The sequence below is a fragment of the Peptoanaerobacter stomatis genome, from assembly GCF_000238115.1.
GTDB classification, from domain to species: Bacteria; Bacillota; Clostridia; order Peptostreptococcales; family Filifactoraceae; genus Peptoanaerobacter; species Peptoanaerobacter stomatis.
The window spans coordinates 40,027-56,843 of sequence record NZ_JH414548.1; the positions used below are offsets into that span (position 1 = coordinate 40,027).

The window sequence follows — 16,817 nt, forward strand, 5'->3', positions numbered from 1 at the left end:
ATAAATTAAGACATTTTTATAAATAATAACAATGCCAATTTTTTCAAAAAGAGATTAGTATAAACTCTATCCACTTAATTAAAATAGTTCAGGTGATTTTGTTATTTTTAAATCTTTGTCTATTTCAAATATAAGCGGAACACCTGTTGGAAGATTAAGATCCAATATACGCTGATTATCTATATTTAAGAGATATTTTATAAGTGCTCTTAATGAATTCCCGTGTGCTGCTATTATTACATTTTTACCTTCTTTTATATCTTTTGATATATCGCTGTCCCAAAAAGGTATAACTCTGTTTATTGTATCTTTTAAGCTTTCTCCTTTTGGTAAATCTGAAGGGTTTAAGTTTTTATATTTAGGATCGAATTTTACATTTCTTTCATCATCGTCATCTAACGGAGGAGGAGGTACATCAAAGCTTCTTCTCCATATATGCACTTGCTCATCTCCATATTTTTTTGCAGTTTCAGCTTTATTTAATCCTTGCAATGCTCCATAATGGCGTTCATTTAATCTCCATGATTTTTTCACAGGTATATAAAGCTCATCTATTTCTTCAAGAACTATATTCAATGTCTTTATAGCTCTTTTTTGATAAGAAGTATAGGCTATGTCAAATGTAAATCCGTCTTTTTTTAATTGTTCTCCTGCTTTTTTCGCTTCTTCTATTCCTTGCTCAGATAAATCAACGTCTTTCCAACCTGTAAATCTGTTTTCCAAATTCCACTGACTTTGACCATGTCTTATCATTACTAATTTCATATATCATCCTCCAAATCTTATTTTTTATTATTATACCACAATATTAAAATTTTATTACAATTTTTACTATATAAAATAAATTTATTTATAATTATGTTCATCCATAAATTTTTTCAAAATATATATCAGATTTAATATTAAAACCTATTTAAAAGAAAAAGCGATATATAAAAAATATTGTAAATTAACAATAGGCTAATTAATAATTGTTCATAATATTTTTTATTATACGGATTATTTAATTAAATAAAGGTATAAGTAAAAATATAATATTGTGATTTTAAAAAAATATTTTAATTTACATACTTTTTATTTTGTTTTTCATATCTGTTTGTAATTGAAGTATTCTCTGTTTTCCTTGCTCTCTTGCAGATCTGTTTTCTTCTTCTATTCTAATAGTCTCTTCTATCCCTTGCATTATTGTATTAAATGTATTTTCCAATGTTTCTATCTTTATACTTGATGAACCTGATAACTTGGCTATATCAACTGATTGTGCTGATATATTTTTTGCGTTTCTAATAAGCATCTCGTTTGTTCTTTCATCCAATGCTTTCATAGAATCTGCTTGTACTTTTTGTCTTTTTATAGTAACGGCTTGTATTATACCTGTTTTAAACACCGGTATTGTTACTACAAATGCACTTCCTATTTTTCTAAGTAAATTATAATTACCTCTTTGAATTAATTTTATTTGTGGTGCTGATTGTACTGCCACCATCTTGGCAAGCTCCAAGTCGTACACTCTTTGCTCCAACATTTCAAGAGATGCTCTTGCATTTTGTACATTCAAATTATCCAGCTCATTACCTGTTTCAAGTGCTTTTTGCTCATATTGTGGTATCAATGTGTTTCTCAAATTTTCTATGGCTAAATTTCCAGCCATTATATATTTTTCCAATTCTTGATAATACTCTATGTTTTTAGCATACATATTGTCAAGCATATCATTTGTTTTTCCTATTTCAGCTTCGTATTTTTTTATTTCTACATATATTTTAGATACTTCGCTGTCCATAGTCTCATATTTTTTAAGTAGGCTTTGTATATTGTCTTTTGCCTTGCCGAATATATTTGACAAAAATCCTTTTGAGCTTTTATCCTCAAAATCTTTTACATCAAATTTATCCATTATATCGGATAATTGTTTCATCATTCTACCGCTGTCTTCTATCTGTGAATTGTTTATTGATGATAGTATCTTATCACTGAACTTTGAAATTTCTGTCGCTGTTTCCTGCCCGAAGCTCATTATATTTTTAACATCTCTTACATCAAGATTTCTTGCAATCTGTTGTACTTCAGGAGATGCTTTTACTTGATTACTTATAGTTTGCAACTGTGTGTTATAATCTTCTTCTTGTCTTACAAAATCTTCGCTCATATTGAACCTCCAAAATGTATTAGTTTATTTATTTTTTATCTTTAAATCTGCAATATAAACTTTTTTATAAATCTAAAAGTTAAAAATATTTTTTAATAATTTCCCAAACATTTCTAAAATCAAGGTTAGAAATAATAAAATCTTATATCAACACTATTTTAATTTAAGATATTTTCAAATTATTTTACAGGCAAAATTACTAACACTCTCATAAATATCTGATTTAAAAACATTTATAAAAAAGTGCTATAAGCAAAATATATTTGAGCCTGATATAAAAAATATTTATGTCTAATTAGATAATTATATTAATTTCCGAAAAGACTTGCCCAAAATCCTTTTTTTTGAACTTTTACATATTTACTTTTATCTTTTAATCTTAAATTGGAATCATAAGTATCCAATTTATGTGTGTCATAATTGAACTCATTTATCACTAATTCTACATCGTTGTAGCCACTTGGTGTAAATATGACTATATCAAGACCTGCCAATAAGAAAAAACCTACTCTTATCCCGTCATTTTTATTAAAAGGTGTTTCATTATCATGAAATATCACTATTCTTGGAATTTTATAAGGATAATCGAAATTTTGCAGTAAATCAAGGTATCGCCTTTCAAGCATCAGTATTTCATATATTATATCAGTATCAATATCTTTATCATGGCAAAACTTGAATAAAGCTTCTTTTTTATTTATCATATCTTGAATGGTATCAAGTATATAATCTTGAACGCTTTCTCTTAAATGTTTGAATTTGTATTCTGATAATTTTTTTATGCGCTCTTTGTCTATCAAGCCATCCTTTGATACTAAACCTGGCGCTTTATAATAGCCTCTTTGCACGCTGAACGGTACGGTTTCTATCAAAAGTGCATTTTGTGATGCTAAGTCAAAAAAATTAAAATATTCATATCTATCTGTGTTTACTCCGCTTATTTTTGCAAAAATATTCGGAATATATATTTGACCGTTTTCAACTTCAAATCCTTGTCTGAATCTTGCATCAACTGCATTTAACTGGAGCACTTCATCATATGTGGCTTTGATTGTATTTGCATTTACAATATAATTTTCAAATTGCCAGTTAGAATATATTCCGCCCTGCTCATCGTGTAATATACTTCTTATTTCTTGAGTTGCTCTGTATGCTACAGTTTCTTGTCTATCACTTTTTTCTTCAACATTTTTTTTGACAAAAATATTTGTGACATTAGATGTTCTATCATATTTGACATTTTGTATATAAGTCACAACATCTCTTGGAAAAGGAAATTTTTCCTGTCTTGTAGGATTGAAATAAATTATATCTATAGAGCATAAAAACATAAGCAATAAAAAATACAAGTCATCTCTGTATATTTGTCCGTAACACATTATTTTGGGATTTTCTTCCCCTATGTAATAATCATTCATCAATTCACTGTAATATTTCTTACTCAAAAATAATATTTTTATTATGGAATTTTTTGCTATACTCATATTAAGCTGTTGTTTCAAATAGGCAGTAAGCATAATTTCAAACTTTTCTATAAAAATTTTTCTAAGTACAATATCACCACAAACCGATACAAATATATTGCTCAAATTTTTCATAATAAACGGAATATCTGCAACTTTTATGTCAATCCAATCTTGATTGAATTTTTCTATAAAATTGTTATCTATCTGATGATTGAAATTGTATAGGTTTATATATCCTCTGTTTTTTGACAGTTTTTCATCAAAATCAAGCAATTTTTTTTCATAATCATCAAATGTGCCTTGTATATGAATAAAAAAAAGTAGGAACGGAAAGTATATTTTCATTTTGTGCGTACCCTTTTCTTAGGCTCGGATATTTGAATACATCTTCAAATATATTGTCCGATTTTGCATTTAATGCTATTATATGTCGATATTGTTCTCTTAAATACATACCTTCCCTCCTTTCTTAGCTATTATTTTCTTTTAATATTATTTGGTATAAGTAAGTTTTTATTTTCATAAAAGTTTTATTTAAAATTCATCTATAATTTTTAGTAATTCTGATATTATCATATCTTCTTTAACTTTTTTTAATGTTTTTCCGTCTTTGAAAAACAATGCCTCTCCTTTTCCTCCTGCTATGCCTATATCAGCATCTTTTGCTTCTCCAGGTCCATTTACTACGCATCCCATAACAGCAACTTTTATATCTTTTTTTATTCCTCTTGTTGCACTTTCAACATTATTTGCAAGATTTATTATATCTATATCGGTTCTTGCGCAAGTAGGACAAGAGATGACCTGCACACCGAAATTATATCCTATGTTTTGTAATATCATTTTTGCTACATCTATTTCTTCCACCGGATCTGCGGTAAGTGATACTCTTATAGTATCTCCTATTCCATTTAACAATAAATATCCTATTCCCATAGAAGATTTGACTGTGCCTGCTCTTGCTGTTCCGGCTTCTGTAACACCTAAATGAAGCGGATAATTACTTATTTTTGAAAACTCTTCATATGCTTGTATTGTAGTTTTTATATCCGATGCCTTTAATGATACAACCGTGTTGTAAAAGTCGTTTTCTTCCAATAACTCTATATTGTACAAAGCTGATTCAACCATAGCTTTAGGTGTACGTCCATATTCTCTTTGAATATTTTTTTCCAACGAACCCAAGTTCACACCGATTCTTATTTTTATGCCGTATTGTTTCGCTTTTTTTACTACTTCTCTTACTCTTTCATCGCTACCTATATTCCCAGGGTTTATTCTAAGTCCATCAACACCATTTTCTATAGCCATCAAAGCAAGTCTGTAATCAAAGTGTATATCTGCAATAAGAGGTATATTTATATTCTCTCTTATCTTTGATATTGCTTTTGCTGATTCTTCGTCAGGCACAGATACTCTCACAAGTTCACAACCGGCTTTTTCTAAAGAATGTATCTGATTTATTGTAGAAATAAAATCGCTCGTCTTTGTATTTGTCATAGACTGTATAACAATAGGATTATTTCCACCTATTTTTACATTTCCGCATTTTACTTCTACAGTTTTTTTTCTATCAAACATAGGTTTCTCCTATAAATTTCTAACCTTTTTTAAATATATTTAAAACGTCTTTGTACGTTACAATTATCATAAGACCTATTAAAAATATCATTCCTGCAAAATTTACCACATACTCCATTTTTTTATTAAGTTTCTTCTTTGTAACAAATTCACAAAATGCTGTCAATATTCTAAAACCGTCAAGAGCAGGTATAGGAAGTAAATTCATTACACCCAAGTTCAACGAAATAAAAGCTATATAACTGAAAAACGTAGAAAAACCTGAACTTGTAGAATTTCCCATTTCTCTTACTATTCCCACAGGTCCGCTCACATAGTTAAAATCAACTTTGCCTGTAAATAATTTTGAAACAAAATCCAACATTTGAGCAGTCATAGATGCTGTCTGATTAAAAGCATATGGAATTGCATTTACAAAGTGTTTTTCATATTTAGGATATATACCTATGGTCCTTCTACCACTTTTTTCATCAGGCATAACTTTTAATTCAGATAATTCACCATTTCTTTTAACTCCAAGCGTAACCTCTCCGCTTGTTTTTCCAAGAGTTTTTGTTATTTCTCCCCAAGATGTTATTTTCACTTCATTTATAGACACTATTTCATCATCAATTTCCAAATTTATCTCGCTTGCAGGAGAATTTTCTACTACTCCTCCTACTTTATTTACAGGCACACCACTTACTGAAAACAAACCTATAAATACAACTATTGTCAATACAAAATTCATAAATGGACCTGCAAATACTACAGCCATTCTTTGTAAAGGAGTTTTTTTGCAAAAAGCATTCGGATCATCACTTTCATCATCTTCACCTTCCATGCTGACATATCCTCCCATAGGCACAAGCCTAAGACTATATTTTGTACAGTTATGCTCTTTTTGAAATATTGCAGGTCCCATACCTATAGCAAATTCATGAACAGTTATACCGTTTAACTTTGCAACCGTAAAATGTCCAAGCTCATGAATTGCAACAACTATTCCAAAAACCAATAAAGCTAATATTATATTCATCTAATATCGTATGACAGTATATATCATACTCTCCTTTCTAATCATCATTTTTATTTTATACAAATTTTTCTTTTAAATACTCTTTTACAAACAACCTCGTCTTCAAATCTGTAACCAATATTTCTTCCAATGTAGGATTATTTATAAACTTATGTTGTTCAAGAGCTTTTTCAATTATTTCATTAATATCATAAAACTTAATCTTATCTGCAAGATATGCATAAACAAGCTCTTCATTTGCAGAATTCAATACACAAGTAGATGTGCCTCCCTGTTTCAAAGACTCCTTAGCCAATTTTATGCAAGGAAAAGTATCTTCGTCTACCATATCAAAGGTCATATTTTTTCCAAACAAATCAAGCTCATTCATAACACTCGGTGTCCTATTCGGATAAAAAAATGCGTAAGATATTGCCCCTCTCATATCAGGTACCGCAATTTGTGCTTTTATAGAGTTATCCACAAATTCTACCATAGAATGTATTAAACTTTGTTTGTGTACATACACTTTTATTTTTTCAAGCGGCGTATTGAAAAGATGATATGCCTCTATTATCTCAAGTCCCTTATTCATAAGAGTTGCAGAGTCTATGGTAATTTTTGCCCCCATAGACCAATTAGGATGTTTCAATGCCTCTCTTGCCTTTTTATTCATTATTTGAGATTTTTCCATACCTCTGAATGCTCCTCCTGACGCTGTGAGCATTATATTTTTTATCTCGCTGTTTTTTTCTCCTACCAGGCACTGAAATATAGCACTATGCTCAGAATCAACCGGCAATATTTTTACGCCATATTCTCTTGCCTTGCTAATAACAATATCGCCTGCAACTACTAAAGTCTCCTTATTTGCAAGTGCAATATCTATCTTAGTTTCTATAGCTTTTACAGTAGGTATCAGCCCTATCATTCCTACAACACAAGTCAAAAGCAAATCTATTCCTTTGCAAGTAGCAACTTTTACAAGCCCATCCATTTTTGTACACAGCTCGACATCTTTTATATTCTCTTCAATAAGCTTTTTTCCAAGAAATTCATATGATTTTTCATTATATACACAAACAAGAGCAGGTTTAAACTCTTTTATCTGCTCCAACAACAAATCTATATTGTTATTTGCACTTAATGCAATCACATTAAATTTTTCTTTATGATGCCTTATAACATCCAATGCTTGAGTACCTATCGAACCTGTAGAACCCAATATAGATATATTTTTCATAACATTCCTTTTCTTCAAATCGATTTAATATTAAAAGCCTATTAAATAGCCATATAATTGCATTACAACAAAATTATTATAATTATAAATATATAATTCCATCAAATATAAATTACTTAGCATTATAAACGGTTATTAGTATAAGTGTTTATATAAAATAAAATAAACATAATTATTTTTATAAAAAATTTTATTTGTTTAGTGATTTACTAAACCATATTTTAAACTATTTATTTTACCTAAGTGCTTTAATTTATACTTTCAGTGTCAATGCATATTTTTATAATTTGTATGAGCATATCAATTTTTATTAAATACACCTATAATTCTATTAAATTTTAGTAATCATTTTTTATCCATTAAATAATAAATTCCATATAATTTTAACATAAAAATTTAAAATTTAAAATATATATAAGAAAAAACTGATTTAATTTTCAAATTTACAATCACTAAATAAAAAAAAATAATGACTTATTTACATAACTAAATAATTTTTTAAAAAAATCTATATAAATTATATTTTCCTATTTTTTGTCAATTTTTGAATATAATATTTTTTAAAAAATACGAAAAAAGACTTGTTTTTTTTTTTTTTGATATAATCAGACTTATAAGATATTTTACAAATTTAAAAATATTAGTATAAAAGCACTAATATTTTCTTGTATTTAATGTTTCTTATTTTTATTAACGCGGCAAGATATAGAAAGTATAGGTACAAATAAATTTACACAACCAATTTATACTAAACACTAATTGAAAATATAATATAATGATATCATCAAAAAGTTATGCTTTTTCAAAATAATATATATAATTTTAGGTTTACAATATAAGTGCAGCACTCAATAAAAAAATAATGACTCAGAAAATATAAATATTATGATTTGTAGTAGTGTTCAGTATTAAAACAGTAAATATATTTGCATTGAAACTTGTGAAAAATACATAAATTTTTATTTTTTATATTTTGCCATATCAAAAATAATATGGAGGTATTTTATGAAAAGAAAGTTAGTAAAAGCATTAAGTTTGGCAGTTGTGGGAAGTACAATCATAAGTGGCGGTACATCGTTTGCAGCAACTACAAAAAATGTAAAGGCTACTTATGATAATATCAAAGTAGTTTCAGACGGAGTAGATGTAGACTTAAAAGGTAAAGCTCAGCCTGTTATATTGGACGGTAAATTGTATTTACCTATATCCACTGTGGAATCAGCCGCTACAAGATATTCTGTAAAATATGATAATAACAGCAAAACTGTAAATTTTACCGATATATCAAGTGTACAGCCGCAAGCAAATCAAAATAACGGCAATGAAGTTGATAATATAGGCGGTTCTGTATTGGAACTCACTGAATTTACAGAAAAATATTATCGAAAAAGAGTATTAAAGGGTGTTTATCATGATGGCAGATATTATAGCATGGGTAAGTGGTATGAATATGAACCAAAAAGTAGTTCAAACGAAGGTTATGATTATATAAATGTAAACAACGAGAAACATAATATAATAAATTGCTTTCGATCTGATTCAGTTGAGATTGATATAAATAAAGAAATCAATTCTGTAGAGTTTATGCTTGCAAGCGAAGATTCAGGACAACTAAGCGGAAAAGTAACTATAATGGGAGACGACAAAGTACTGTATAGAAATGATGTCAAGTATGGTGATAGTATCAAGCATGAAAAAGTAAATTTAAAAGGAGTAAAAAAATTAAAAATAATTGCACCTAAAACTTTAATGTTTGATGTAAAGTTCAATATGGTTAAATAATAATAAATTCATGCTCAATCATAAAACTATAATTATTTGTAAATTAAAGATAAACAGCAATTACTTATTTTAACTAAAATTAACATAATTATTAAATTTTTTTTGGGGGAAACATATGGACACGCAAGAATATATGGATAAACAAGAATTGTTAAGTAGATTAAATATTTTGAAAAGTAAATTAGTATCACTAATATCTTTAAGGGAAGAGCAGCTTGATACAGTATCTCAATATAGACAAAAGATAAGTATTCTCGCTAACAAAAAATATTTACCTGTTTTGATTATTAATATAGTTGCATCTTCTGTGTTGTTGATTTATGGCATCGCAAGTAGAAATCTTTTGGAACCAATTATTTTGATAGCAATAGGTATACTTTTAACAATAAAAAAAGGAAATATAATTAATTCCAATAATTTTTTTATAAGAAAAATAAATTTATTTGCAAAAATATATAGAATATTATATCCACTATACGCAATTTTTTCTCTAATATCCTATTCTTCAAAAAGCTTTATATTTCTTATAGCAACAGTCATTTTTTGTATAATAGAGGTAATTGTATTAAAAATACTTATTAATGTATTTAATAAATCAGCTGAAGAAAAAAACAAACCTTTATATGATAATTATAACAAAATATCTGAAATGATATCCGAACAAATATTAGATATAAATGAATTTATAGATGGTGAATGGTTCCCGCAAGACTACTGTAGTCTGCATGCTGTTGAGTTTTTTGTACATTCTTTAAAAAATAAAAAAGCTGATACAATTAAAGAACTCGTAAATTTATATGATACACATGGTTATAGAGAACAGATGGTAAATTCTCAAAAGGAAATTATAAGAAATCAAGATATTATTATATACAATCAATATGAACAAATTAGCAATATGAGAGAGATTAAAGAAGAATTAAGAACTGCAAATGTATTGAATGTAGCTAATTTTGCATTAAATGCAGCTAATAACAGCTTATTACAAGAAAGTAATGCTATCGGAAGATCAAATTCCAGAATATTAAATTCTATAAACAACAGATTAAGATAACTATATGAGCTCTTAATATAATATTTTTATTTAGTAATTAAATTTATTTAAAAAGGAGGCTATTTCTATGTTTAAATTAAAAACTATATTATTATCCGCTTTGATATTATCGCTAAGTATATCTTTGTCTGATGCAATGGTTACCATATACGATAGTGGTGAGTTTGGCAATGATACTGTTACGACATCTGTCGACTTGGATATGGATGGAAAAGCTGATAAAATTGTGGCAAAACCGAACAGTATAAAAATAAACAATAAGACTTTTGATATACAATCTGATTATATACTTTTTGAAATGCATAAATTTTATGCAGTAGATATAATAGACATAAACAAAAAAGATAATCAAAAAGAAATAGTAATGATTTATAGTTCAACAAGACTTGGACGTAACAGCATTATATTGACATATAAAAATAATAAGATAGAAAAAATTGCAGAAATACAATCTGATGACATGGATTTTCAAATAGATACAAAAAATAATTTATTGTTAGCAGGAAATTCTTGGGGAGTCCGTTTTCCTTATGAATATAATTCATTTTTCGGATCATGGCCTACTACCTTCACAAAATATAAATTAGAAAACAATACATTAAAAAATGTAACACCTGATGAAACCAATTTTAATACCAGTAAAGGAAATTGGAATGTAAAATTGTTAAAGCCTGTAGATGTGTATAAAGATACTAAAGCCACAAAAAAATTGTTCACATCTAAAAGCGGTGAAAAATTGACTATACTATCAGGAAATTTAAAAGGAAAATACTTGAAAGTTAAAAACTCTAAAGGAAATATAGGATATGTTCCAATTTTATTAAGCGAGGAACCAAGACCTTTAATAACTCTTGAAGAAAACAATAATTATGACTATAGCTATTCTTGGAATGCCGTCAAAGCTCTAAAACAATATCCGAATATAAACTCTTGTTATACAATAAATACAAAAGATTCTGAAAAAGTATGGGATTAATATATACTAATATTCTATAACATAAAAATTAATTCAAAAAATAAATTATACTGTTTATATAATACTAAAAATTAATATAATATATAGATATTTGGGAGTTTAATATATTTATTAACTGAACAAATTGCATACTTAAACTAAAAAGCTTATATATTTTAATTAATTAAGCGAATATCAGTATGAGTGAATAATGTATTGTATATGAAGCAAGAAATATTATTTTTATAAAGAATCGAAAATAAAAATATAAATAGGAGATTTAAAATGAAGAAAAATTTATCAAAAATAGTTTTATTGGTAAGTTTAATTGTGGGATTAAGTTCTTATACATCAAATGCCCAAACTGTAACTAAATCAGAAGATTTGGATATGGACGGAAAAACAGACAATATTGTATTGACTGTTGAAAAAGATGCTTTTTTCGGACAATTATACAAAAGCATAAGCATAAATGGCAAAAGCTTTGATTTATCACAATACAATGCAAATAAATTCAGTGTGTTGGATATAAATTCAAAAGATAAGCAAAAAGAGATTGTATTCACATCTATGGGTGAAGATTCTATAGGAGATGCGTATATATTCACATACAAAAACAAAAATTTGGAAAAAATAGGCAATCTTTCTGTAAAAGGTGGAGATTTACAGGTAAACACAAAGTTGAACAGAGTAGAAATACAAAAATACACTAATTTTGCATCAGATTATGTACAATATTATGAAAAATATACAATAGAAAACGGTAAATTAAAAAACATAACTCCTGATGAAAAAAACTTATTCTCAGAACCACATCCTAAAAAGATACTGAAATACAAAATGAGTAAATCTCTAAACACATTTTCAGATGCAAAGATGAAAAAAGCAGGTGAAACTGTAAAACCTGGCGAAATTATAACAATATTGGCATTCAACACCAAAGCGGATTATTTTAAAATAAAAACATCGTCAGGTAAAATAGGTTATGTTCCTATAGTAATAACAGACAAAGAAATAAACGGTGGCTCAATAAAAGCACTTAAGCAATATGAAAAGGATTATAATCAGAACAATCCGTTTGAAGTTGCAAATATACAATTCAATTAATACTAAAATTTTTATTAAGATAATACTAAAATATATCAAAAAATCACTTGTATAAAAAATCATACAAGTGATTTTTTGTACAATTATTATTTACTGAATTTGTTCTTATCTTTTTTAAGCAAAACTCTTGTTAAAAATACAGGTAATGCACCCATCCTTGTTATTCTTTGGGGTTCTTTTGATAATCTGTACAACCATTCCAAACCGTGTTCCTGATAAAACTTCGGCGCTCTTTCTATGGTTCCTGAATATACGTCAAGTGAGCCCCCTACTCCTATAAAAACTTTCGCATTTATAATATCTTTATATGCGTCTATAAAATATTCTTGCTTTGGAGAGCCAAACGCAACGAATAATATATCCGGCTTGCTCTTGTTTATCATATCTATTACTTCTTTTTCTTCTTCGCTACCTTTTGCACCGCTGTGAATCCCTTTATAATAACCATGATATGTTCCTGCCAATCTTATATTTGGATATTTTTCTTTTATTTTTTCTCCGGCTTTTTGTGCAATACCATGTTTCGCTCCTAATAAAAATATTGATTTGCCTTTTTCGTTACAATATTTAAGCAGACTTTCCATAAGATCTATACCTGTTACTCTCTCTTTTAGAGGTTTTTTCATCATCTTTGATGCTATCACGAGTCCTATTCCATCAGGTACAACCATATCTGCCGATTTTATTATATCAAATAGAGTTTTATTTTCTCCGGCATTTACTATTATCTCTGAATTTGGTGTTACTATAAATAATTTTTTATTATTTTCTATTGCATTTATACAATTTTCAGTAGCTTGTTTCATATCTACTCTATCAACTTCTACACCAAGTATATTTATTTTTTCCATTATTTCCCTCATATTTTTATTGTAATTCATATACTCAAAAAATTATTGATTTTTTAATATAATATCAATACATTATAAAATAATATCTATATTTTATACTAAGTTACAATAGAACGATAGAAAAATAATATTTTATAAATTTAATAAAATATTATTTACAGATTTATTAATATAAATTATCTATTATTCTATTAAAAATAGTCAATATATCATTATGAGATTTTGAGTATAAGCTTGCATTAGCTTTTAAATTAATATACATAAATGATTATATGCAATTACATTTTTTAAAAGTATAACAAAAAAACTGTTTTTTTTCAATTATTATTGATATTTGCAAAAAATCTTTCTATTATTTTTAAAATATATGTTAAAATATATTACAGTATATTAAACTAAATTTATACTATCATCCAATTAAATTAGATGTATGATAAAAATGCTAAGGTTAATGGCATTTTAGATCTACGATATTGTTAGCAACAACCTTAAGCAAACACATTCAAACAATACTATATTAAGTTTTAAATAGTGTTTAGTATTATAACAATTTTTTAATTTTGCAAAAAGTGGAGATTATTTATGATAAAGAAAGAATTTTTTGAAAGCTTTGATATTCCGAAAAATACTGCTTTTGTTGATATTGAAACAAGTGGATTATCTCCAATAAATGATGATATTCTCATCATATCCATAGCAAAATTTTTTGATGATAAAAAAGTCAAAATACTGCAAATAATATCTCAAAATGATGAAAAAGAAATATTAATCGAGTTTTTGACAAGCATAATAGGAATATATGAAATATATAGCTTTAACGGATATGAGTTTGAGGAAAAATTTATAAATCAAAAATTGAAAAAATATGATATATATTACGATTTAGGTAATATAAATTTCATATCTATAAAAAATATACTTAAAAATTACTCCAATTTTATAAATCTGAAACATTTTTCAAGGCAAGCTGTTGAAAATCATTTTAATGTTGAGCGTGACAGATATTATGATATGAAATTGCTGATAAAAGATATAGAAAAAAAAATCCTTAAATCCAAGCGAAAGTCTTATAAATCACAATATTGATGAGATACATACTCTATTGCAACTTTACAAAAAAATATACGATTTTCAATATTCAAACAAAGCTGTTATAAATAATACACACTTATATATATATAATTTTGAAATATCAAAGCAGCTCACCAAATTATACTTCAAGTCAGATAAAAAATATAAATTTTCCAATTTTTTCATGCAAAACGGTGAAAAATTAATAATATTTCAAAATAACATACAATTGGAAATATTTACAAAAACTTTATATGAACAAAATGACAGTATTATATTATATGAAACTGAAAACGAATATATACCTATCTTTATAAAAAATGATATAATATATAAAAATATATACTATATTTTAAGTATTTACCACAAATATATCAAATGACTTCAGGTATATCTATTTTTATAGGGTAAGATACAATCAACAGTTTAAAAGGACGTTCAGTATAATATAAAACTAAAAATTAAAGGGAGGATTTAGATTGCAAAACTTTAAATTATCCAACTCCAAAAGTATTCCGTGCATTGGTCTTGGAACTTATAAGATGACAGATGAAAATGAGCTTTATACAGCATTGAATATTGCATTTGAATATGGCTATACCATGATAGATACAGCTTATTTTTATAAAAATGAAGACATAATCGGAAAAATAATTAAAAATAAAAAAAGAAGCGATATAATTCTTGCTACAAAGGTATGGCCGAGTGACTTCGGTTATGATAATACTATGTATTCTATAGAGCGTTCGTTAAAATCTTTACAGACTGATTATATTGATATAATGTATATACATTGGCCCGGAGATGATATGGAGCAATCGTGGAAGGCATTTGAAAAAATGTATGATGAAAAAGTTATAAAAAATCTCGCTGTCGCAAATTTTTTGCCTAAACATTATGAAAAACTGACAATATCTGCCAATATAAAGCCTGTAATAAATCAAATAGAATTACATCCATATAATCAATCCACAGAACTTACAGACTACTTTAAATCAAAAGATATACAGATTGTATCGTGGTCTCCGCTTGCAAAAGCTACAGACAAACTTTTAAATGAACCTATTTTGTGTGAAATTGCAAAAAAATATGATAAGTCAATATCACAAATAGTTCTTAGATGGCATATACAACAAGGTTTTGTGGTTATTCCAAAAACAAAAACTCCACATAGAGTAAAAGAAAATATAGATATATTTGATTTTGAATTAGATGATAATGATATGAAAAATATAAAATCACTTGATGAAAAAAAGACAATAAGCCACAGCTCAAATGAAGAAGATTGGCTAAAACAGTTAAGATACGGCAATTAATAAAAAGCTGCTTATTTATAAATCAAGTTCATATAAACTTGTTTAATAATATTATCAAAAAAATTATAAATTATATTACAATTATAAGTAATGAAGATAATTTACTTTATCAGATTATTTGACTTTTTATTATTATAGCTGTAAATAATAGAACAAGTCTAACATATTTTTTAAAGGAGGTAAATGAAATGAGCGATATTGTAAAACTTACACATATGTCAAAATCTGCCGGATGAGCGGCTAAACTATCGCCAATGGATTTGGCGAACGCACTTAAAAATTTAAAACAAGTAAATAATCAAAATCTTTTAGTAGGTTTTGACACATCTGATGATGCTGCTGTTTATAAAATAAATGAAGACACAGCTATGATACAAACACTTGATTTTTTCACACCTGTTGTAGATGATCCATATATATTCGGACAAATTGCAGCTGCAAATGCACTTTCAGATGTATATGCAATGGGAGGAGAACCTGTACTTGCTCTTAATATAGTATGTTTTCCAACTTGTCTTGATATGAGCATCTTAGGTGAAATACTTCGTGGAGGTCAGGATAAAGTTATCGAATCAGGTGCCGTATTAGTCGGTGGACACTCCATAAAAGATGATGAACCTAAATATGGTCTAAGTGTATGTGGTTTAATCAATCCTAAAAATATTTGTAAAAATAATTCTGCAAAAATAAATCAAAATATAATTCTTACAAAACCTATAGGAACAGGGATAATAAACACAGCTGTAAAAGCTGAAATGGCAAAAAAAGAAGAAATTGAAGAATCTATCAAAGTTATGTCCAAACTCAACTCTTATCCTAAAGAGATACTGCAAAAGTATGACATACACACTATGACTGATGTTACGGGTTTTTCTCTATTGGGACATTTAAAAGAGATGAGCGAAGGAAACGAAATTTCAATAAAAATAGATGTATCTTCAATACCTGTGATTAAAGGTGCAGAGTATTATGCATCAATGGGTATAATTCCAGGTGGTGCATATCAAAATAAATCATTCGTAGAACCGCATATAAAGTGTATGGATGAAAATCTTAAAACAACTCCTTTGTATGATGTGCTCTTCGACCCTCAGACATCAGGCGGTTTATTGATTTGTGTAGATGAAAAATATACATCATCTCTTGTATCAGAACTAAAAGATTATGGCTGTCTATCTTATTCGGTTATAGGTAAAACCATAGAAAAAACAGATAAAAATATAATTTTGGAATAAAAAGAGAATA

Annotated in this window: 15 protein-coding genes; 7 read left to right on the plus strand and 8 right to left on the minus strand. The window is 27.2% G+C overall.

Annotated features, from left to right (window positions below):
• Nucleotides 1–78 precede the first annotated feature (78 nt).
• From gpmA to HMPREF9629_RS02860, 7 genes are all read right to left on the minus strand, one after another.
• Nucleotides 79–765: a 2,3-diphosphoglycerate-dependent phosphoglycerate mutase gene (gene gpmA, locus HMPREF9629_RS02835; RefSeq protein WP_009524816.1), complete on the minus strand. Its 687-nt coding sequence runs from the start codon at nucleotides 763–765 to the stop codon at nucleotides 79–81.
• Nucleotides 766–1,063: 298 nt separating this feature from the next.
• Nucleotides 1,064–2,149: a toxic anion resistance protein gene (locus tag HMPREF9629_RS02840; RefSeq protein WP_009524817.1), complete on the minus strand. Its 1,086-nt coding sequence runs from the start codon at nucleotides 2,147–2,149 to the stop codon at nucleotides 1,064–1,066.
• Nucleotides 2,150–2,457: 308 nt separating this feature from the next.
• Nucleotides 2,458–3,960, minus strand: coding sequence for a tellurium resistance protein (locus HMPREF9629_RS02845; RefSeq protein WP_009524818.1), 1,503 nt, complete (start codon nucleotides 3,958–3,960; stop codon nucleotides 2,458–2,460).
• A complete protein-coding gene (locus HMPREF9629_RS12080; RefSeq protein ID WP_009524819.1) occupies nucleotides 3,905–4,069 on the minus strand; it encodes a hypothetical protein in 165 nt (54 codons plus the stop codon). The genes HMPREF9629_RS02845 and HMPREF9629_RS12080 overlap by 56 nt, the downstream gene beginning before the upstream one ends.
• An 80-nt stretch (nucleotides 4,070–4,149) precedes the next feature.
• The gene (gene ispG / locus HMPREF9629_RS02850) at nucleotides 4,150–5,196 is read right to left on the minus strand and encodes a flavodoxin-dependent (E)-4-hydroxy-3-methylbut-2-enyl-diphosphate synthase (RefSeq protein ID WP_009524820.1); all 1,047 of its coding nucleotides are present in this window, start codon (nucleotides 5,194–5,196) and stop codon (nucleotides 4,150–4,152) included.
• 19 nt (nucleotides 5,197–5,215) lie between these two features.
• Nucleotides 5,216–6,214, minus strand: coding sequence for an RIP metalloprotease RseP (rseP, locus tag HMPREF9629_RS02855; protein ID WP_009524821.1), 999 nt, complete (start codon nucleotides 6,212–6,214; stop codon nucleotides 5,216–5,218).
• Nucleotides 6,215–6,269: 55 nt separating this feature from the next.
• Nucleotides 6,270–7,436, minus strand: coding sequence for a 1-deoxy-D-xylulose-5-phosphate reductoisomerase (locus HMPREF9629_RS02860; protein WP_009524822.1), 1,167 nt, complete (start codon nucleotides 7,434–7,436; stop codon nucleotides 6,270–6,272).
• A gap of 1,005 nt (nucleotides 7,437–8,441) precedes the next feature.
• Between HMPREF9629_RS02860 and HMPREF9629_RS02865 the strand changes: the two genes are divergently transcribed.
• The 4 genes from HMPREF9629_RS02865 (at nucleotide 8,442) to HMPREF9629_RS02880 (ending at nucleotide 12,334) form a co-directional block, all read left to right on the plus strand.
• Entirely contained in the window at nucleotides 8,442–9,218 is a 777-nt protein-coding gene (locus HMPREF9629_RS02865; protein ID WP_009524823.1) for a hypothetical protein, read from the plus strand.
• A gap of 115 nt (nucleotides 9,219–9,333) precedes the next feature.
• Nucleotides 9,334–10,272: a hypothetical protein gene (locus HMPREF9629_RS02870; RefSeq protein ID WP_009524824.1), complete on the plus strand. Its 939-nt coding sequence runs from the start codon at nucleotides 9,334–9,336 to the stop codon at nucleotides 10,270–10,272.
• A 67-nt stretch (nucleotides 10,273–10,339) separates the two neighbouring features.
• A complete protein-coding gene (locus HMPREF9629_RS02875; RefSeq protein WP_009524825.1) occupies nucleotides 10,340–11,248 on the plus strand; it encodes a VCBS repeat-containing protein in 909 nt (302 codons plus the stop codon).
• A gap of 264 nt (nucleotides 11,249–11,512) precedes the next feature.
• A complete protein-coding gene (locus tag HMPREF9629_RS02880) occupies nucleotides 11,513–12,334 on the plus strand; it encodes an SH3 domain-containing protein (RefSeq protein WP_009524826.1) in 822 nt (273 codons plus the stop codon).
• 86 nt (nucleotides 12,335–12,420) lie between these two features.
• Here the strand turns inward: HMPREF9629_RS02880 and HMPREF9629_RS02885 are convergent, their stop codons facing one another.
• The gene (locus HMPREF9629_RS02885) at nucleotides 12,421–13,185 is read right to left on the minus strand and encodes a WecB/TagA/CpsF family glycosyltransferase (RefSeq protein WP_009524827.1); all 765 of its coding nucleotides are present in this window, start codon (nucleotides 13,183–13,185) and stop codon (nucleotides 12,421–12,423) included.
• A gap of 582 nt (nucleotides 13,186–13,767) precedes the next feature.
• Here HMPREF9629_RS02885 and HMPREF9629_RS12085 point away from each other — a divergent pair.
• The 3 genes from HMPREF9629_RS12085 to selD all read left to right on the plus strand — a co-directional run bounded on the left by HMPREF9629_RS12085 (nucleotide 13,768) and on the right by selD (nucleotide 16,807).
• Nucleotides 13,768–14,271: a ribonuclease H-like domain-containing protein gene (locus HMPREF9629_RS12085; RefSeq protein WP_009524828.1), complete on the plus strand. Its 504-nt coding sequence runs from the start codon at nucleotides 13,768–13,770 to the stop codon at nucleotides 14,269–14,271.
• A gap of 464 nt (nucleotides 14,272–14,735) precedes the next feature.
• Nucleotides 14,736–15,572, plus strand: a complete 837-nt coding sequence (locus tag HMPREF9629_RS02895; protein WP_009524830.1) for an aldo/keto reductase — start codon at nucleotides 14,736–14,738, stop codon at nucleotides 15,570–15,572.
• A 188-nt stretch (nucleotides 15,573–15,760) separates the two neighbouring features.
• On the plus strand, nucleotides 15,761–16,807 hold the full coding sequence (gene selD / locus HMPREF9629_RS02900; RefSeq protein ID WP_081466036.1) for a selenide, water dikinase SelD: 1,047 nt from the start codon (nucleotides 15,761–15,763) through the stop codon (nucleotides 16,805–16,807).
• Nucleotides 16,808–16,817 lie beyond the last annotated feature (10 nt).

Bases quoted from the DNA above. Each gene is read 5' to 3' on its own strand.
- gpmA (WP_009524816.1), bottom strand. From the start codon at position 765: ATGAAATTAGTAATGATAAGACATGGTCAAAGTCAGTGGAATTTGGAA.
- HMPREF9629_RS02840 (WP_009524817.1), bottom strand. From the start codon at position 2,149: ATGAGCGAAGATTTTGTAAGACAAGAAGAAGATTATAACACACAGTTG.
- HMPREF9629_RS02845 (WP_009524818.1), bottom strand. From the start codon at position 3,960: ATGAAAATATACTTTCCGTTCCTACTTTTTTTTATTCATATACAAGGC.
- HMPREF9629_RS12080 (WP_009524819.1), bottom strand. From the start codon at position 4,069: ATGTATTTAAGAGAACAATATCGACATATAATAGCATTAAATGCAAAA.
- ispG (WP_009524820.1), bottom strand. From the start codon at position 5,196: ATGTTTGATAGAAAAAAAACTGTAGAAGTAAAATGCGGAAATGTAAAA.
- rseP (WP_009524821.1), bottom strand. From the start codon at position 6,214: ATGAATATAATATTAGCTTTATTGGTTTTTGGAATAGTTGTTGCAATT.
- HMPREF9629_RS02860 (WP_009524822.1), bottom strand. From the start codon at position 7,436: ATGAAAAATATATCTATATTGGGTTCTACAGGTTCGATAGGTACTCAA.
- HMPREF9629_RS02865 (WP_009524823.1), top strand. From the start codon at position 8,442: ATGAAAAGAAAGTTAGTAAAAGCATTAAGTTTGGCAGTTGTGGGAAGT.
- HMPREF9629_RS02870 (WP_009524824.1), top strand. From the start codon at position 9,334: ATGGACACGCAAGAATATATGGATAAACAAGAATTGTTAAGTAGATTA.
- HMPREF9629_RS02875 (WP_009524825.1), top strand. From the start codon at position 10,340: ATGTTTAAATTAAAAACTATATTATTATCCGCTTTGATATTATCGCTA.
- HMPREF9629_RS02880 (WP_009524826.1), top strand. From the start codon at position 11,513: ATGAAGAAAAATTTATCAAAAATAGTTTTATTGGTAAGTTTAATTGTG.
- HMPREF9629_RS02885 (WP_009524827.1), bottom strand. From the start codon at position 13,185: ATGGAAAAAATAAATATACTTGGTGTAGAAGTTGATAGAGTAGATATG.
- HMPREF9629_RS12085 (WP_009524828.1), top strand. From the start codon at position 13,768: ATGATAAAGAAAGAATTTTTTGAAAGCTTTGATATTCCGAAAAATACT.